The organism is Glutamicibacter sp. NPDC087831, from assembly GCF_044742845.1.
In the GTDB taxonomy this organism is placed as follows: domain Bacteria; phylum Actinomycetota; class Actinomycetes; order Actinomycetales; family Micrococcaceae; genus Glutamicibacter.
Window position 1 is genome coordinate 166698 of the sequence record NZ_JBIUVH010000004.1, and the last position, 16762, is coordinate 183459.

Below are 16762 nucleotides of genomic sequence, written 5' to 3' on the forward strand. Positions count from 1 at the left end.
CTGCGAAACAGTAATTGTTTCGCAGGCGTTCTCCTTATCAGCTTGTCGGCGCTTAGCGGCCGGTGCCGCCGTAGACGGTGGCTTCCACATCGGTATCCAGATCGAACGCGGTGTGGATAGCGCGTACTGCATCGTTGAGCTTGTCGGCGTCGGTGACCACGGAGATGCGGATCTCTGAAGTGGAGATCATGTCCACGTTCACGCCCGCGCGGTGCAAGGCCTCGAAGAAGGTGAAGGAGACTCCTGGATTCGAGCGCATTCCGGCACCGATCAACGAGAGCTTGCCAACCTCGTCATTGTGCTCGATTTCCTCGAAACCGATCTCCGGCTTCGCGGTGTTCAGTGCTTCAAGCACATGCTTGGTCTCGGTCATCGGCAGGGTGAAGGAGATATCGGTGGCACCCGAACCGCGGGTCGAGATGTTCTGCACAATCATGTCGATATTGGCCTGCGCAGCGGCGATAACGCCGAAAATCTGTGCTGCTTTACCGGGGATGTCCGGTACGCCAATGATGGTGACCTTGGCTTCGGAGTGGTCGTGGGCGACACCTGAGATGATTGGCTGTTCCAAGGGTTCTCCCTCTTGAATTTTGATTTTGTCTTCGGGATCCGGGAGCACCCAGGTGCCCTCGTTGGTGCTGAATGAAGAGCGCACGTGCAGCGGCACGCCGAAACGGCGGGCGTATTCCACGCAACGCAGGTGCAAGATCTTCGAGCCGCTGGCGGCCATTTCCAGCATTTCTTCACTGGTGATCTTCTCGATCTTCTTGGCCGAGGCGACCACGCGCGGGTCGGCTGTGTAGATGCCGTCTACGTCGGTGTAGATTTCGCAGACATCGGCGCCCAGCGCTGCGGCCAGCGCGACGGCGGTGGTATCCGAGCCGCCACGGCCCATGGTGGTGATGTTCTTGGATTCCTTGCTCATGCCCTGGAACCCAGCCACGATGGCGATGAATCCGCGGTCGATAGCACGGCGCACGCGCTGTGGGGAGACCTCCATGATGCGGGCTTTGCCGTGGGTCGAGTCGGTGATCAATCCTGCCTGCGAGCCGGTGAATGAAGCGGCCTGCTCGCCGAGCTGGTTGATCGCCATCGCCAGCAGCGACATCGAGATGCGTTCGCCAGCGGAGAGCAGCATGTCCATCTCGCGGGCTGGTGCATCATCGGTAAGCTGGCCAGCCAGGTCCAGCAAGTCATCGGTGGTGTCGCCCATTGCGGAAACAACGACAACGACGTCATGGCCCTTGGACTTAGTATCAATAATTCGGCGCGCTACACGCTTGATGCCTTCGGCATCTGAAACGGAAGAACCGCCAAACTTTTGAACAATTAGGCCCATGGGCACTCACTCCACCTGTTGAAAGCTGTGCCTCGCCGCCGGTGGTTTTTGATGGAACTGTGGCGCGAGACATCTACCAGATAAATATTGTGACAGCTACGGGGCGACATGTCCTAGTTGTGAAGGTAACCATTGGTCATATTGCCTAGGAACCTCAATGCAGGTTGTTGAAAAACACTGGCTACCCCTTGAATTCAGCCAAAATTTGTCGCCAAAAGCTCTTCCATCCAGACACCTGTTCAGGTGTTCCAGCCTTAGTAATGTTTATGGCAACCGAGGATTTTCCACCTTTGAGGCCAATGTCTACCTGTGTCTTGGTTCCGTCGCTGAAATCAGCTCGCCAATAGCGCCATCGCTCTGAGCCGCTGGTGCGTGCAGGCTCGGAAAGCTGGTGGCCGTTGAACTCCTGGAGCCCCTGGACGCAGGCGATCCAGCGTTCCAGCGTGGTATCCAAATCAGCATCGATGGTGCTGCTCACCGAACCTTGGAAGGTGCCGTCTTGGGATTGGCCGGGCAGGCGTCGGCCAATATGCTGCTCATAGGCAACAGCCACGGATTGAGCCCACCAGCCCGGAGTATCCACGGTTGGGGGCATGTGGGTGAAAGCCAGTTCGGCTATCTGCTTGTGCGTAAGTTGATCGGCTCCGCCAGCGCGCAGTTTGGCGCACCACTGATCCCATTCAATGCCGGTGGCCTTGGCGATGGCCGGGAGGTTGCTGCTTTTTATTGCCATGAGGACAGTCTATGGCGGACTTGGAGCTGTCGGTATTCCGAAGCGATGCGCCGGGCCCGCAGGAGCCTGCCGCTTTTCTGCGGGTCCTGCAGCAGCGGAAGCAGCCTCTGAACCCGTTCGTTCTGCGTCATGTCGCGCAGGCCCGCGGCATCCATGATGCCTGCCCAATCCTCCACGCTTGAACCAGTGCGGATTTCGATTTTCCCTGATCTGCCCAGTGAAGTGCTCATGTGCCGAAACCTGACGCGCTCCAACAACAAGGTGGCCGCGGCGCCGCTGTCTGGCGCCGGGGAATGGGCCTTGAGCGAGGGCGCTGTGCGAAGCCGTGAACTGCCGGTGCATGTAGTGGGCTTTAAAAGCCCCTGGCCGGTCTTCTCGGTAATTCCGAGAAGAACGGCCAGGGATTGGACCGCTCTAGAGGGACTTGATTTCCAAATTCAATCGGCTCAGGAGGTCGATGAGTGCCGACAGATCCTCATTGTCCCAATTGGTCATGCGCGAGCGGAGCTCTGTACGCCACCCTTGGAAGCATTCATGCCACCTTTCAACCGCAAGCTCGGTAGGCAGGATGTGGAACACTCTCCGGTCTTCCGGGTCGACTTCACGCTTGACCAGCGCCAGCTGTTCCAGCTTGGTGATCATGCGCGATAGCGCAGCTTTATCGACCAGCAAGTGTTCGCAGATTTCAGACTGGGTGATGCGTTGGCTGCGCAGAATCATCCCGAGCACGGGCAGGTATCCCGGGGTGAGCCGGCTGTCGAGCCGAGTGGCCAGTTCCCGCTTGGCACGCGCCGTCAGCGCGATCAGTGAAAATAATTCCTGTTCGGCTGACGCATAGAGATCGGGGCGTTGAGCGGCGGGAACGTCTTCGGCTTTGCTTGAAACCTGCACCGGATCTCCTAGTTGCCAGCTGGCGTTTCTGCCTTGGCTGCGTCCTGGTCCTCAGCAGCCAGCTCCTGCATGCGTTCACTTGCAGTCTGGGTCTTCAGCGACTGGTTGGGGATCAGGCAGACAGCCACGACGATGAGCAGCGACAGCGGAGCGGCAATGGTGAACAGCGAAGGCACTGCGTCGCCGTAGATCGACTCGAAGATCACGCGGACCGGTTCAGGCATCGCGGCCACTGAAGGCAAGGTGCCCGATCCCAATGCTGCGGTCAGCTCCTTGGCTTGGTCGCCCAGGGAAGCCAGGGCTGCGGCCAAATCGGATTGCCGGTCGGCGATCATGTTCGGCACAGTGGTCGCCAGTATGGCGCCCAGGCCTGCGGTACCTGCAGTGCCGCCCAAGGTGCGGAAGAAGTTCACGGCCGAGGAGGCTACACCTAGTTCCTTGACGTGGACCGAGTTCTGCACCACCAGCACCATGTTCTGCATGACAAGGCCCATGCCGGCGCCGAGGATGAACATGTAGGCGGCGACCAACGCGTAGTTGGTGTCGTAGTGGATGGTTCCCAGCAGGAACAGCCCAACGACGATCAGCACCGAACCGGTGACTACCAGTGCCTTCCACTTGCCGGTGCGCGAGATCATCGCACCGCCGATGGTGGAGATGACCAGCAGGCCGCCCATCAGCGGGAAGGTCATCAGGCCGGCCATGGTGGCTGATGCGCCACGGGCCATGATCATGTACTGGCTGAGGAACACCGAGGTGCCGAACATCGAAACGCCAACGGCCAGCGAGGCGATGACCGCGAAGGTGAAGGTGCGGTTCTTGAACAGGCCCAGGCTCAGCAGCGGCTCGGAGGACTTGGCTTCGACCAGAATGAACAGCGCCAGCAGGATTACCGCACCGGCAATCATCAGGTAGCTGGTCGTCGAGGCCCACTCGAACTGCGAGCCTCCCAGCGACATCCAGATCAGCAGCAGCGAGACGCCGGAGGAAAGCAGGACGATGCCCCAGTAGTCGATCTTGACCTTGCGCTTGGCCATGGCTGGAAGGTGCAAGGTGCGCTGGATCAGGATGACCGCAGCGATGGCGAAAGGCAGGGCGATGAAGAAGTTCCAGCGCCAGTTGATGGTGTCAGTAACGAAGCCGCCGATCAGCGGGCCGCCCACGGTTCCAACGGCCATGACAGCGCCGAACAGGCCCATGTACTTTCCGCGTTCGCGAGGGGAGAGGAAATCGGCCATGACGATCTGCGCCAAGGCGCCAACGCCGCCACCGGCCAGTCCCTGGACAACGCGCATGGTGATCAGGAAGCTGGTGTCCTGCGAGAAACCTGCGGCGGCCGAGGCCAGCACGAAGATGCCGAGCGAGATCTGCAGCAGCAGTTTGCGGTTGCCCAGGTCGGCGAGCTTGCCCCAGATCGGAGTGGAGATGGTGGTCGCCAACAAGGTGGCGGTGACCACCCAGGTGTAGGCGGTCTGGCTGCCGTTGAGATCGGAGACGATCACTGGCAGCGAGCTGGAAACGACGGTGCTGGCCAAGATGGAGACGAACATGCCCATCAAAATGCCCGTGAGGGCAGTGAGGATTTCGCGGTGAGTCATCTTGGGCTTGGCGACCGGTGCGGTTGCGGTCATGGAAGCTCCAAAATTTAGGGTCAGGCATAGAGGGCCTGAATGGTTGATTGATATCAACTATACGGCGATAGTTGACTATTATCAACTAAGCGTGTTTCACCACACATCACCGTGCGGGCATAGAAAAACGCCCTGCGCTCAAGCCGGCGAACCGGAAGAGTGCAGAGCGTTCCAAGGCAACCAGAACTACTGGCTGCGACGGTTATCCATCTCGGGAACTACCGGATGCGAAGGCCCTTCGCCAGCGTTGCTGGAAGGAACCGGCGCACCGCCAACGTGCAGCAGGCGAGGTTCGGATAGCTGGGCTTTTGGCTTCTCTGCAGGTTCTCCGGACTGATCTTGCGGCGCCTGCTCCTCGGATCCCTGCTTCTGGGCCTTGGCGCGGGCCGGACCCGGCGCGGTGCGGCCGGCAGCGCGACGTCCCTCGAAGGCGCGGGCCAGGGTCACTTCATCGGCGTATTCCAGATCGCCGCCCACCGGCAGGCCGGAGGCCAACCGGGTGATGTGGATGCCCAAAGGGGCTAGCGCGCGCACCAGGTACACGGCGGTGGCTTCGCCTTCGAGATTCGGGTCGGTGGCCAGGATCAGTTCGGTGATCGAGTCATCGGCCAAGCGGGTTACCAGCTCGCGGATGTGCAGCTGTTCCGGGCCAATGCCTGCCAGCGGATTAATGGAACCGCCGAGCACGTGGTACTTGCCGGAGAACGCCCGGGTGCGCTCAATGGCCAGGACGTCCTTGGACTCCTCCACGATGCAGATCTTGGTGCCATCGCGGCGTTCATCGCGGCAAATGGCGCAGGTTTCCTGCTCCGAGATGTTGAAGCAGATCTCGCAGAACTTCACCTTTTCCTTGACCAGCTGGATCGAGGCGGCGAGCCGGGTCATGTCCTCGGCATCGGCGTCAAGAATGTGGAAAGCAATGCGCTGAGCCGACTTCGGGCCGATGCCAGGCAAGCGACCGAGCTCGTCGATCAGTTCCTGTACAGCACCTTCGTACACGTGCGCCTACTTTCTAGCTTGCTTCAATACCGTGAAATTGTTCCGTGGTACACCCTAGTGTCTCACTCCGACAGTTCGCCGTGGTGCCGGCTACAAGCTTCGTTTGATTTCCACTACATTCCCGTTGACGTCGCGCTGCTCGATGACCATGCCGCCGAGCAGGCGTTCCACGGCTGGAACACCGATCAGTGCCGAATCCTCGACCTCGATATCATCGTCGCTCGGGACAAATTCCTCGGGCTCTTGCACCGGAGCAGGCGCGGGAGCCGAAGCAGGACCGCCCCAGCCGCGCGCCGCCTGGGCAGGCGCCGGCGCACTGGGTGCGTTCTTCGCCTGGTCCATCAGCTGCTGGTATCGGCTCATGCGGCCTGAGGCCGCCGGTGCCGAGTCCGCAGGATCTGGTGCCGGTTCAGCCTGTGGAGCGCCCCATCCCGGAGCGGATTCAGGGGCCGGCTGCGGGGCTGCCGGGGGTTGCAGCGGTGCGGCCGGCTCCTGGCGAGGCTGTTCCTGATGCTGGGGGCGGACCTGCGGCTGCGTTTGGGCAGTCCGCGGCGCCGGGGCTTCCGGAACCGATGGAGCTGATGGCGCCATAGATTGTGGAGCCTGCTGCTCGGATTCACCAACCGCTAGATTCCCGAAGGAATCGGTGGTGCTTTCCGGGTGCAACGGGGTCGAAGAAACCGGACGTGCAATGTTCGGAACACCGCCCTCAGCCTGGCGCGCCGTCATGCCAGCAGTCATCCGGGGCTTGGGAGCCACCGGAGGCCCACCGAAACTCCGTGGTGCACTAGCCGCCGGCGCTGGCGCTGCCGGGGTCGGCTGCGGAGCCACGGCCGGGACCGGAGCCTGTTGCTGCGGCTGCACCTGCTGCGCTTCCGGAACAGAACCAGCTGGCACGTAGTACGGGTCATCTGGGAACGGTGGCTCGTCGAAGTAGGGTTCATCCGCTGGAGGCGGGACGTCATCGTAGGAGCTGTCGTACCCGTCATGGGCGCGTGGTGCAGGCGCGACTGGTGCCGAGCTTGGCACAGCGGATACCGGACGCTGCTGCGGTGCCGGAGCGGCAGCTTGGGCCCGTGCCGCAGCGCGCGCAGCCGCCCCAGCAGAACTTACAGCCTTGGTGAACTTAGTTGGTGCTGGGGTTGGCGCCGGGATTGGCCGGCGCTCACCTTTTGGGGAACCACCACCGTTGGGGTTGGAGCCGCCTTCGGTGAGGACCACTTCGATCGGTGCACCGGTGACCTGGGACAGAACCCCGGTCAGCGTATTCATCAGATCCGGCCGGTTGCGCAGATTCACGATTGGACCAGTATTGCTGAACGCCAAGGTGAGGGTGCGGCCATCGAAGCCTGCCACAGAGCCATAGGTGGCAACCATGGAATGCAGGACGCGCGAGCTGCCCTGCAACTGCTGCAAGATCGTTGGCCACGCTTGCTGGAACATCGCCACCGGTGAGCCGGTGTCCTGTGGTGCTGGCTGGCTCTGCGGCATCCCGCTAGGGGCACCATGTTGAGGTTGCTGAGCACCCTGTTGTTGCTGTTGCTGTTGCGGTGCTTGAGCGCGTTGGGCTTGTTCTTGTGCGGCGCGCTGTTGTGCTTCGCGTTCAGCTTGTTCGCGTTGGGCTTGTTCTTGTGCGGCGCGCTGTTGTGCTTCGCGTTCAGCTTGTTCGCGTTGGGCTTGTTCTTGCGCCTGGTGGGCAGCATGGCGCTGAGCATCCACGCCAGCCTGGCTAGCTTCTGGTGCCTGTTGCGGCTGTGCCGACTGCGGCGCCTGCTGTGGCTGTGCCGACTGCGGTGCTTGTGGTGTTCGGTTGGCAGCTGCACGACGTGCGAATTCGGCCATGGCAGGATTTTGCTTCACGTCATCAATGGAGACCCCGGTGCCGAATGACAGGTCTTCACCGCTGGAAGGATCGGGAACCAAGCTGAATGGTGCCACGCCTTCCGGACGAGCTGCCGGAATACTCGGACCAGGCTGCACCTCGGTGGTCACCGAGTAGTTTTCGCCCTTTGGACCCCAAGTTGCGCCCCAGTCAGCGGCTTCACCAGTGTTCAGCGACGCTGCCGCGCCTGGATCCAGCGGAGCATTTGGATCATCATCATGTGGCTGTGGCTGTGGCTGTGGCTGTGGCTGTGGCTGTGGCTGTGGCTGTGGCTGTGATGGCGCGGACTGCTGAGGATGCGTTTCCTGCGGGGCAGGAACTGGCTGCGGAGTCTCTTGAGGCTGCTCGGTGCGCTGAGCTTGAACTGGTTCTGCGTGCTGCACGGGCTGCTGCATTTGCGCTGGAGCCTCGGGAGCCTGCGGTTGCGGCTGGGCATGATTTGGCTGAACCTGTGGGGCCTGTTCGCCAGCCACTGGTTCGCCCTGCGCTTCAGCCGGTTCGGGTGCACCCTCACGACGGGATTTGGCGGCGGCCAAGGCTTCGCGTACTGCGGCAGCACCCTGACGCGCGGCGCCCGGGTTAGGAGTGGCGTTCATTGAGGCACCAGCACTTGCAGCGTCGTCCTCATCAAGCGCAGGCAGCACTCCACCGGTCATCGCATGGCGCTCCAACCGATCCAGCCGAGCGGCAAAAGCGCTGTCGGAATTCTGCGAACCGGGCAGCATCAAGCGCGCGGCCAGCAATTCCAGGTGCAGACGAGGCGAGGTTGCGCCGGTCATCTCGCTCAGGGCCTTGTTGGTTACATCGGCCCAGCGCGATAGTTCGCCTGCGCCGACCAGGCCAGCCTGCAAGCGAAGGGATTCAAGCTGGTCTTCGGGTACGCCGCGCAAGATCTTCTCAAGGCCTTCTGGCATGGCCTTGGCGATGATCAGATCGCGGAAGCGCTCCAGCACGTCTTCAACGAAGCGCCGGGGATCCAGACCGGTCTGGATGATGCGGTCAATCGCACCGAACAGACCAGCGCCATCGGATTCGTGCAGCGACAAGGTGACCTCATCGAGCAGTGTCGAGTGGGTGTAGCCCAGCAGTGCAATGGCCGTCTCGTAATCCAGGTTGCCATCGCGGGCACCAGCGATCAGCTGATCCAGCACCGAAAGAGTGTCGCGGACCGAACCGCCGCCAGCACGGATCACCAGTGGCAGTACACCTTCGGCTACCGCGACGCTTTCGCGTTCGCAGAGCACTTGCAGGTACGCCAGCAATGCCTCTGGCGGAACCAGGCGGAATGGGTAGTGGTGGGTACGCGAGCGGATGGTGCCGATGACCTTTTCCGGCTCGGTAGTCGCGAAGATGAATTTGATGTGCGCCGGTGGCTCTTCAACGATCTTCAGCAAGGCATTGAAGCCTGCCGCCGTGACCATGTGGGCCTCATCGATGATGAAGATCTTGTAGCGGTCGCGAGTTGGCGCGAAGGTTGCGCGCTCGCGCAGATCGCGGGCATCATCGACGCCACCATGGCTGGCCGCGTCAATCTCGATGACGTCCAGCGAACCCGGGCCACCATTGGCAAGGTCCACGCAGCTTGGGCAGGTGCCGCAAGGAACGGGCGTAGGGCCCTGCTCGCAGTTCAAGCAACGGGCCAAAATGCGGGCAGAAGTCGTCTTGCCGCAACCGCGCGGACCGGAGAATAGGTAGGCGTGGTTGACGCGGTTCTTCTCCAGCGCCGTCATCAAGGGCGCGGTAACGTGCTCCTGGCCGATAACGTCGCCAAACGTATCGGGACGATATCTGCGATATAGCGCTGTACTCACACCGGTTCCCTATCAGTTGCCTGATGCTTTAGGCATCAGCTGTTGGACAATATTCAATGGTTCGACGGTCCACGGTTCACGTGGCAGATTCGCCGGATCGAAAGCTTCCAGGGCTGCCTGCAAACTTGTGCTGGGCAAGCCCAATGACTCTAGCAAAATCGCCACAACGTTGGCTGGATGCACACCTTGTTCGGTGATCTCTTCGAGTGTTACTGCACCGTCGCGTTTAGCCAAGCGCTGGCCCTTGGTGTTCAGTGCCAGCGGTACGTGCGCGTAGGCCGGGACCGTGTAGCCCAGTAGCGTTGCCAGGTAGGCCTGCCGCGGCGCAGAAGAGAGCAAATCATCTCCGCGCACGACCTGGTCGATGCCTGAGAACGCATCGTCGACGACAACCGCAAGGTTGTAGGCGGGAGCTCCATCGTTGCGGATCAGGACGAAATCATCTACCGCACCGGTGTAATCGCCGAATAGTTCGTCATGAACAGAAAATTCGTTTACTTCTGAACGTAGTCGCAAGGCGGCTGGACGGTTCTGTGCTTTAGCCGAGCGTTCGCTGGCGCTCAGATCGCGGCAGGTTCCCGGGTAGGCGCCGGGCGCAGCATGCGGAGCACTTCCGGCTTCGGCGATGTCCTTGCGCGAGCAGAAGCATTCATAGACCAAGCCGCGGGCCTTGAGCCGCTCAACGGCCTGGAGATAAATCGGAAGGCGGTCGGACTGTCGGAGAATTTCGCCGTCGAAATCAAGGCCCAAGGACGATAATTCAGCAATTTGGGTGGCTTCGGCGCCGGAACGAACACGATCCGAGTCTTCAATGCGCAGTAGGAATTTGCGTTGCGAGGAGCGGGCGAAAAGCCAAGCGAGGATGGCCGTGCGCAAATTGCCAAGGTGGAGTGGCCCCGAAGGGCTAGGGGCGAAACGGCCAGCGCCCACGTGGACTCCATTCGGCTTGCGTAAGAAAGTAAAAGACCCCTCATGCACCTGCCAGAGCCCATCTACCCTTGCTACCTTCCGGTCCTGGGGGAGTTCAACAGGATGACACCACACGAGGGGTCACCAAAAATACTACCCGAGGTTGGCGCTTGGATGAAAATCGGCAGGCGTGCGCTTGCTCTCAGCTTGCAAATCATGGCTCAGAGATCTTGACCAAAAATGCTGTTCGTCCTCAGCCGGTCGCTTCTTCAGGCGGTTCTAGCCACCCAAGTACGCGTCGAACGCGGTCATTGAGCTGGACGGTAGGCAACATGGGCGTCTGCTCCTTCTCGAAGTCGAAGTTCTGGACGCTGGTGACGCTGCCGGGAAGCTCAACACAAATCATGCCGTTGGGGGAGCGCCAGTTCACTGAACCGTCCGGAAGATAGGTGGCTTGCCATCCCAGCACGTGCTTGAACATCTGATGCCGCTTGCACAATAAATGCGTATTGCTGCGCGTGGTGTGCCCGCCCTTTGCCCATGCATCGATGTGGTCAATCTCGGATGCTTCGGCGGGCCGATTGCACCCGGGGAAGCGGCAGACGATATCCCGATTTCGCAGCAGATCACGCAGCGCCTTGGACGGACGGTACTTTTCGCGGCCAACGTCTATAGCTGCCCCCGACCAAGGATCGGTGAGCACCTTGATGAAAGACGGGGCGTCTTTTGCGATTAGCAGCGCTGTCCCTACTGGGATCGGCCCGTAGCCCTCAAGGTCAGCTAGTGCGCGTTTAGGGTTGGCCAGCATTTCCAGCGCAGGAATCGTGACAGCTACACGAGCTTTGAGCGGGGTCCCTTCGGTTGCGGGCCAACCATCGAGCAACGCATCGCAAACAATGTCCAGCCGTCGTTGCTGTTCGGTCCGGTTATCAGCTGGATCAACATTGCGTACGGCATGCCAATTGACCGTATTGATAATGCCCAACGCCTTTTCCACCGGCAGATGCAGCTGAATCACGCTCATTCCATTGGCCTCGTGCCAATAGGTGATCTTGCGGTCCTCCGCACCTTTCTTGTGGCGTTCTTCAATGGGCTTTGGATGCAATCGCTCACGCATTTTCCTGGCACGTAGGGCTATCGCGGAGTCAGCGGCCTGCCGCGCTATCGGCAGCAAGGTTCGTTGCATTAGTGCCACGTCCTCGGGTGCCAGATCCTGAGAGTGCTTGACGATATCCTGCGCGGATCTGGTCGTGATCTCACCGACGCTCAGGGCGTCCAAAGTGTCTGCGCAAAGATGGCGCAGTCCTTCGGCGAAGAACAACTTGTCCTGGACTTTCTTTTCCGAGGAGCGCATTGCCACCGATGCCTCGGCAACAAAGGAAGAACGGATCAGCGACTCGTCGGAGCGATTGACACCGTAGAAGTAGGCAGAATGAGTTTCAGCTGTTTCTTCCGTTGTGCCGGGGTCATCCAGCAGCGGCTCTTGGGTTCCATGGCTGATCGTCTCGGCGATCGAATATTCGTAGCTATCGGCCAACACCGCTGCCTCGGCAGCATCCAGCATGCTGTGCAGCCGGGCAATGGTCTTCAGCCGCTCCAGGCCCTGGGCGGATGCAGTGACCGGCGACTGGTCATAAAGGTTTATGGCGGTAGCGGCGATCTGGGTAAAGAGATTGTCTTTGTCCAGATTCGCGGCCCAAAGACCATCGATTCCGGGGATACTCCTTGTCCCGGGCGGGCTGATAGGCAGTCGGCGAGGGTCGTCTTGGCTGTGAAATACCTCTCTTTTACTCATGTTTACAGTATTGATCTGTTCAAACGACAGCCTTTGGAGAAAAGATCGGGATGGTGAAAAGGTGCAAAATGACCGAATTTCAGGGGTTTGACGCCTCAAGAATGAGCTGGGAAGCAACGTGGAAACGTCCGATTCGTGATTGAGCGAGAATTTAGATATGCTGGATCCTGCTCCACGGAGCAAACTGAGGAGGATTCGCCTAGCGGCCTATGGCGCACGCCTGGAACGCGTGTTGGGTTAACGCCCTCAGGGGTTCAAATCCCCTATCCTCCGCCGAATGTAATGTCCCGGATCATCGTGAAAACGATGAGCCGGGACATTATTTTTTTGCGCTTACCGGCATTGCCAGAAACTGGCAGGTAGTATCCGTGGCAACTGTTCAGCAATCTTTCGGCAAGGTAAGACTATGGCAAGTGTATTAAGCGAAATCGCCGTCGACTGCGCGAACCCGATGCTGGTGGCGAGGTTCTGGTGCGAAGCGCTGAATTATGACGTATTGGAAGAAGAAGCCGGCTTGGTCAGTATTGGGTCCAAATCCCAAGGCCAGGGCGGGCTGAAATTGACGTTCGCGCAAGTGCCCGAAACCAAGAGCATCAAGAATCGCCTCCATCTGGACCTGCGTCCTCAAAACGCCCAGCAGCTAGAAGAAGCTGATCGCCTGATCTCTTTGGGGGCCAGCTACGCCGATGTGGGCCAGCGGGAGGACGAGAGCTGGATCGTGATGGCTGATCCTGAAGGCAACGAATTCTGCGTGCTTTCCGGCGTCGAATAAGCGAGGCGCTTTAAATGCCTATTGGCGCCGGGCCGGTAATCTCTCACCAGCTCGACGCCAACAGGTTTTGCGTGTGCAGCTCCTGATCCCTGCAGAAGCTCACGGCCTAGGCGCTTTTGCGCCCCTTGGCCAGCTCTGGGTAGTGGATGGCCGCGGTCTGCGGGTGGGCTCGCAGCCATCCCTTGAGCACATTGGCGCCGTAGGAAGCCAGCATTGGGTTTTCCGGATCATCGGAGACGCCGCGAGCTTCGGCAGCCAGCTCGGCTGGCAGTTCGACCTTGTCGATCACTGCATCCAGTCGAGGGGAGTAGAAGAACGGCACCGAGTAGCGGTCAACGCCAGCTGGTGGCGCAATGACGCGGTGGATGGTGGCCATCAGGTAGCCGTTGGTCGCGACTTCGAGCATCTCCCCGAGGTTCACTACCAATGCACCCGGGGTCGGCGGCACCTCGATCCACTCTTCCTGGCCGTAGGGTTGCACCTGCAGCCCTCCAACCTGGTCCTGCAGCAGCAGGGTGACGAAGCCGTAGTCGGCGTGCAGGCCAACGCCCTGGTTGCCCGACTCTGGTACGACGTCGCCCGAAACGTAGTGCACCAACTTGCCCATCCATGACGGGGTGTTGGCGAATGGCTCGTCGAAGTGGCCTTCGGGCAAGCCCAGCCCCACACCGATGGCCGAAAGCAGCTCGTGGCCGGTTTTGTTCATCAGCTCGGCCCACGCCATGGCGCGCTCTTCGAGCTGGGGGAAATCGGCAGGGAACTGGTTCGGGCCCTGCAGGTTCAAGTACGGCTTGTCCTCGGGAACGACCGCCAACGTCTCGCGTTCCGGTCCGTAGTCGATCTGTTCGCGGGCATCGGCGCGGCCGCGGGTGATTTCGGTGCCCATCCGGGTGTAGCCGCGGAACTGGGCGCTATTGCGGTTATCGAGCTTGATTTTCTGCTCAACGGGCTTCTGGAAGAATTCTGCGATGGTGTCGAGCAGTTCCTGGTCCTGCCCGGCATATGCGCTGTATCCGACGATCTGGAAGAAGCCGACGCGGTGTGCGGCGTCGCGAATCGCGGCAACGAAATCCTTGTTGAAGGAGCCGTCAGCATTGCGTGCGGTAGAAATATCGAGCAGTGGGATCTCGGTGACTACGTTGTTCATAAACCCAGAGTGCACCTTATGACGCGATTGTTACCAGCTAAAGTTACGCCCGGTTCCTCCAAGTTTCCCTTGGCGTAACAATCCTTGCTTTTTCGCATTGCGTGTCTGATTATTCGCATTCGCGTGTAGCATTCGCCCGGCAACTGCGCGGCGAGTCCGGCTGCCACCCGGCTCAATCGGCGCCGTCTCGGGAGGTGGCCTTCCTGCGGCCTGCCAACTAGCGCCTGATCTGCAGGTCTGTGGGTCTGGAGAGTTTGTCCGTATGCTTGAATAGTGATTTTTCGAGCGGTAGGTGAAGGCCGTCCATACCCGGACCACGGCTATTCTTCGGCGCGTGATTGGAGCGGACTTCCCCCGCAGCAAGTGAAACTAGCTGACTTGGTCACCACCAAAGCCACCTTGGATCTTGAAACATTGCTCTCTGAGGATTCCACCTTCTATGGCGACTTGTTCCCGCATGTAGTGCGCTATCGGGGCGTGTTGTATCTGGAGGATGGGATGCACCGCGCGCTGCGCTCGGCGCTTCATCATCGCTCGGTAATACACGCACGCATATTGGATCTGGACGCTAGTTAGATAAGCTAGCGCCACGAGGATGACGATGACGTCGCCTTCAGGCCAGCAGCTGCCGAAGGCTGACCAGAGCAAGGTGGAATGATGCGTGATCGCGATGACCCGGGGCAATGGCACGGTGCGCATATTGTCGACGAGCAAGAATTAAGTTTCAGCTCGGACGGCCAGGCTAAGCGGCGTGCCCGCAAACGCCAGAACATTGTTTTCTCCGTGATGGCCCTGCTGGTGATCGCGGTTTTGGCCGGCGCCGTACTCGTTTTCAATGGAACGCTGAAGTTGGGTGGCGAGCCTGCCGCCGTTGCGAGCCCGAAGCCAAGCGAGACGAAAATCGAAAACCCCAAGTGCCCGGCCATCGATTTCAAGTACCAAAAACCTTCAGATGTCGAAATACGCGTGCTGAACACTACCGATATTTCGGGTCTTGCGGGTGACACTGCCGAGGCACTGGAAAAGCGCGGCTTCAAGATTTCGTCGCTGACTTCCGGGTGGAAGTCGCTCTCCGAAACCACTGGCGCGGTCATTGCCGGGCCTGATGGCTATGCCCAGGCTTTCACCGTGCAGCGCCAGATCCCCGGCATCGTTTTCATCTACGACGAAAAGAAGTGGGGCAGCCGGGTGGACCTGGCGCTGGGGGAGAAGTTCGACGGCCTGGAAAAAGAACGCAAGCTCGATACTTCTGAAGGCAAGCTGGTCTGCAGCAAATAGCTGGCTATGGGGTCTGCATATCTCCGGAATGCACTTGGGCCAGCGCATTTGCGAAGACCTCGGCTGGCTGGGCGCCGGAAATGCCGTACCTTCCATCAATGATGAAGAAAGGAACACCGCTGATGCCCAGCTCGCGTGCCTGGACGATATCTGCGTTGACTTCCTCAACGTAGGATCCGGACGAGAGCTTCGCACGCAGTTCCCAGGTATCCAGCCCCAGCGTTCCGGCCAGTTCGAGCAGCGTTTCTAGGTCTCCGGTGTTCAGGCCCTTCTCGAAGTGGGCAGAAAGCAGCGCTTCCTTCATCTCGTTTCCGGCACCATGCTTCTTGGCGTATTCCAGTACGCGTAGTGCAGTGAAGGAATTAGCGACCTTCAAGTTGGCGAAGTCGTAGTTCAATCCTTCGGCAGCAGCCTGGGCGGTGACATGGTCAAGCATTTGGGCGACCTGTTCCTGGCCCAGTCCCTTCATCTTGGAGAGGTATTCGGCCTCGCTGCCGTCATAGTTCTCAGGCAGGCTCGGGTCCAGCTGGTACGAGTGCCAGTAGACATCCACGTTCTGGGAGTATTCGAACGCCTCGACACCCCGCTCAAAGCGGCGCTTGCCGATGAAGCACCAAGGGCAGGCAATATCGGAGAAGATATCCACGCGGATGCGCTTGTCTTCCGGGGACTGGACAGCAGTATTTTCGCTCATGCTTGAGGTAACAACTTTTGCTCACCGGGCATTCCTTATTCGCAGCTGCTGATTTCGGGGGAGATAATGGCAGGGCTCCTACGGAAACCGGATGGTGCTGATGGCGAGAGAAAGCAGGGCAAGTGGCAAAGAACCTTCGATGGCGCGGAATCCTCTTCGCCGGAACGATTACGGCGATGGCAGGCTTTGTTGATGGCGTCGGATTCGTGCACTTCGGCGGCTACTTCCTCTCCTTCATGTCGGGAAACTCCACACGTTCCTCCGTGGCGCTGATGACAGGGGACCTTGCCGGATGGGCGATGGCGATGTCCTTGGTGGGCTGCTTTGTCGCAGGTGTCATCCTCGCAACGCTGGTTACCTTCCGGCTCGATAGGCTGCGCCGGCCAGTGGCCATGTATTCCAGTGCGGCACTGCTGCTCGCTGCGGCCATCTCCGGGAATTTCTTGCCGCAGCTGACGGCTCTGCTGCTGGCCGCCGCGATGGGCGTGGTCAATGTTTCCTACACTCGTTCGGGAGAGGTTTCCCTGGGCCTGACGTATATGACCGGCACGTTGGTCAAGCTCGGGCAGGCACTCGGTGGAGCAATCATCGGGTTGGCCACCGGGTCGGACCGCGGCGGCTACCGGATGCTATGGATGCGCTACGCAGTGCTTTGGCTGATGATCACCATGGGTTCCCTGGGTGGCGTCTTGGCCTACCTGCGGCTGGGGCTCGGCAGCTTGTGGATCGTCGCAGGCGGCATGCTCGCGTGGGCCAGCCTGGCGTTGTTCCAGGAGCTGCGCACACCCCATGGCCTGGAGCCGCCCTCGGAGCCTCAGGCCGGAACCTCCACCGGGATCAAGTAGAAAGACATAAAAAATATGCCTGGCTTCGCTTTATGC

Annotated in this window: 14 protein-coding genes, 1 tRNA gene, 1 other RNA gene and 1 pseudogene; 5 read left to right on the top strand and 12 right to left on the bottom strand. The window is 60.1% G+C overall.

Annotation, left to right across the window (positions count from 1 at the left end; translation table 11 throughout):
- Positions 1–52 precede the first annotated feature (52 nt).
- From ACIOJF_RS13760 to ACIOJF_RS13805, 10 genes and pseudogenes are all read right to left on the bottom strand, one after another.
- Positions 53–1339, bottom strand: a complete 1287-nt coding sequence (locus tag ACIOJF_RS13760) for an aspartate kinase (RefSeq protein WP_105657993.1) — start codon at positions 1337–1339, stop codon at positions 53–55.
- Between the two features lie 181 nt (positions 1340–1520).
- A complete protein-coding gene (locus ACIOJF_RS13765) occupies positions 1521–2072 on the bottom strand; it encodes a hypothetical protein (RefSeq protein WP_402741755.1) in 552 nt (183 codons plus the stop codon).
- Positions 2063–2302: a hypothetical protein gene (locus ACIOJF_RS13770; RefSeq protein ID WP_402741756.1), complete on the bottom strand. Its 240-nt coding sequence runs from the start codon at positions 2300–2302 to the stop codon at positions 2063–2065. The genes ACIOJF_RS13765 and ACIOJF_RS13770 overlap by 10 nt, the downstream gene beginning before the upstream one ends.
- A gap of 184 nt (positions 2303–2486) precedes the next feature.
- Positions 2487–2963: a MarR family winged helix-turn-helix transcriptional regulator gene (locus ACIOJF_RS13775; protein ID WP_105657995.1), complete on the bottom strand. Its 477-nt coding sequence runs from the start codon at positions 2961–2963 to the stop codon at positions 2487–2489.
- A gap of 8 nt (positions 2964–2971) precedes the next feature.
- Entirely contained in the window at positions 2972–4594 is a 1623-nt protein-coding gene (locus ACIOJF_RS13780; RefSeq protein ID WP_105657996.1) for an MFS transporter, read from the bottom strand.
- Between the two features lie 408 nt (positions 4595–5002).
- A pseudogene (gene recR, locus ACIOJF_RS13785) lies at positions 5003–5593 on the bottom strand (recombination mediator RecR); the annotation flags it as partial.
- 90 nt (positions 5594–5683) lie between these two features.
- Positions 5684–9286 (bottom strand): DNA polymerase III subunit gamma and tau, encoded by a 3603-nt coding sequence (locus ACIOJF_RS13790; protein WP_402741757.1) that lies wholly within the window; start codon positions 9284–9286, stop codon positions 5684–5686.
- 12 nt (positions 9287–9298) lie between these two features.
- Positions 9299–10216 (bottom strand): tRNA glutamyl-Q(34) synthetase GluQRS, encoded by a 918-nt coding sequence (gene gluQRS / locus ACIOJF_RS13795; protein ID WP_402741758.1) that lies wholly within the window; start codon positions 10214–10216, stop codon positions 9299–9301.
- Between the two features lie 28 nt (positions 10217–10244).
- An RNA gene (ffs, locus tag ACIOJF_RS13800) (signal recognition particle sRNA small type) lies at positions 10245–10341 on the bottom strand.
- Positions 10342–10448: 107 nt separating this feature from the next.
- Complete coding sequence (locus ACIOJF_RS13805) at positions 10449–12089, bottom strand: DUF222 domain-containing protein (protein ID WP_402741759.1); 1641 nt, start codon at positions 12087–12089, stop codon at positions 10449–10451.
- Positions 12090–12178: 89 nt separating this feature from the next.
- Here ACIOJF_RS13805 and ACIOJF_RS13810 point away from each other — a divergent pair.
- A tRNA-Ser gene (locus ACIOJF_RS13810) sits at positions 12179–12263 on the top strand.
- A 133-nt stretch (positions 12264–12396) separates the two neighbouring features.
- Entirely contained in the window at positions 12397–12762 is a 366-nt protein-coding gene (locus tag ACIOJF_RS13815; RefSeq protein ID WP_402741760.1) for a VOC family protein, read from the top strand.
- Between the two features lie 106 nt (positions 12763–12868).
- Here ACIOJF_RS13815 and ACIOJF_RS13820 read toward each other — a convergent pair whose 3' ends face one another.
- Complete coding sequence (locus ACIOJF_RS13820; RefSeq protein WP_402741761.1) at positions 12869–13909, bottom strand: isopenicillin N synthase family dioxygenase; 1041 nt, start codon at positions 13907–13909, stop codon at positions 12869–12871.
- 273 nt (positions 13910–14182) lie between these two features.
- On the opposite strand from ACIOJF_RS13820, the gene ACIOJF_RS13825 reads away from it, so the two are divergent.
- Together ACIOJF_RS13825 and ACIOJF_RS13830 are read left to right on the top strand one after the other, a co-directional pair.
- A complete protein-coding gene (locus tag ACIOJF_RS13825) occupies positions 14183–14485 on the top strand; it encodes a type II toxin-antitoxin system VapB family antitoxin (protein ID WP_105659188.1) in 303 nt (100 codons plus the stop codon).
- 78 nt (positions 14486–14563) lie between these two features.
- Entirely contained in the window at positions 14564–15187 is a 624-nt protein-coding gene (locus ACIOJF_RS13830; protein WP_105662411.1) for a LytR C-terminal domain-containing protein, read from the top strand.
- Positions 15188–15191: 4 nt separating this feature from the next.
- Here the strand turns inward: ACIOJF_RS13830 and ACIOJF_RS13835 are convergent, their stop codons facing one another.
- Positions 15192–15881: a DsbA family protein gene (locus ACIOJF_RS13835; RefSeq protein ID WP_402741762.1), complete on the bottom strand. Its 690-nt coding sequence runs from the start codon at positions 15879–15881 to the stop codon at positions 15192–15194.
- Positions 15882–16003: 122 nt separating this feature from the next.
- Here ACIOJF_RS13835 and ACIOJF_RS13840 point away from each other — a divergent pair, with 122 nt between their 5' ends.
- Positions 16004–16726 carry a YoaK family protein gene (locus ACIOJF_RS13840; RefSeq protein ID WP_402741763.1) on the top strand — a complete coding sequence of 241 codons (723 nt, stop codon included), beginning with the start codon at positions 16004–16006 and terminating at the stop codon, positions 16724–16726.
- Positions 16727–16762 lie beyond the last annotated feature (36 nt).

What these genes read in the sequence shown, in the direction of transcription:
- ACIOJF_RS13760 (WP_105657993.1), bottom strand. Translation starts at nt 1,339, where the DNA reads ATGGGCCTAATTGTTCAAAAGTTTGGCGGTTCTTCCGTTTCAGATGCC.
- ACIOJF_RS13765 (WP_402741755.1), bottom strand. Translation starts at nt 2,072, where the DNA reads ATGGCAATAAAAAGCAGCAACCTCCCGGCCATCGCCAAGGCCACCGGC.
- ACIOJF_RS13770 (WP_402741756.1), bottom strand. Translation starts at nt 2,302, where the DNA reads ATGAGCACTTCACTGGGCAGATCAGGGAAAATCGAAATCCGCACTGGT.
- ACIOJF_RS13780 (WP_105657996.1), bottom strand. Translation starts at nt 4,594, where the DNA reads ATGACCGCAACCGCACCGGTCGCCAAGCCCAAGATGACTCACCGCGAA.
- ACIOJF_RS13815 (WP_402741760.1), top strand. Translation starts at nt 12,397, where the DNA reads ATGGCAAGTGTATTAAGCGAAATCGCCGTCGACTGCGCGAACCCGATG.
- ACIOJF_RS13820 (WP_402741761.1), bottom strand. Translation starts at nt 13,909, where the DNA reads ATGAACAACGTAGTCACCGAGATCCCACTGCTCGATATTTCTACCGCA.
- ACIOJF_RS13830 (WP_105662411.1), top strand. Translation starts at nt 14,564, where the DNA reads ATGATGCGTGATCGCGATGACCCGGGGCAATGGCACGGTGCGCATATT.
- ACIOJF_RS13835 (WP_402741762.1), bottom strand. Translation starts at nt 15,881, where the DNA reads ATGAGCGAAAATACTGCTGTCCAGTCCCCGGAAGACAAGCGCATCCGC.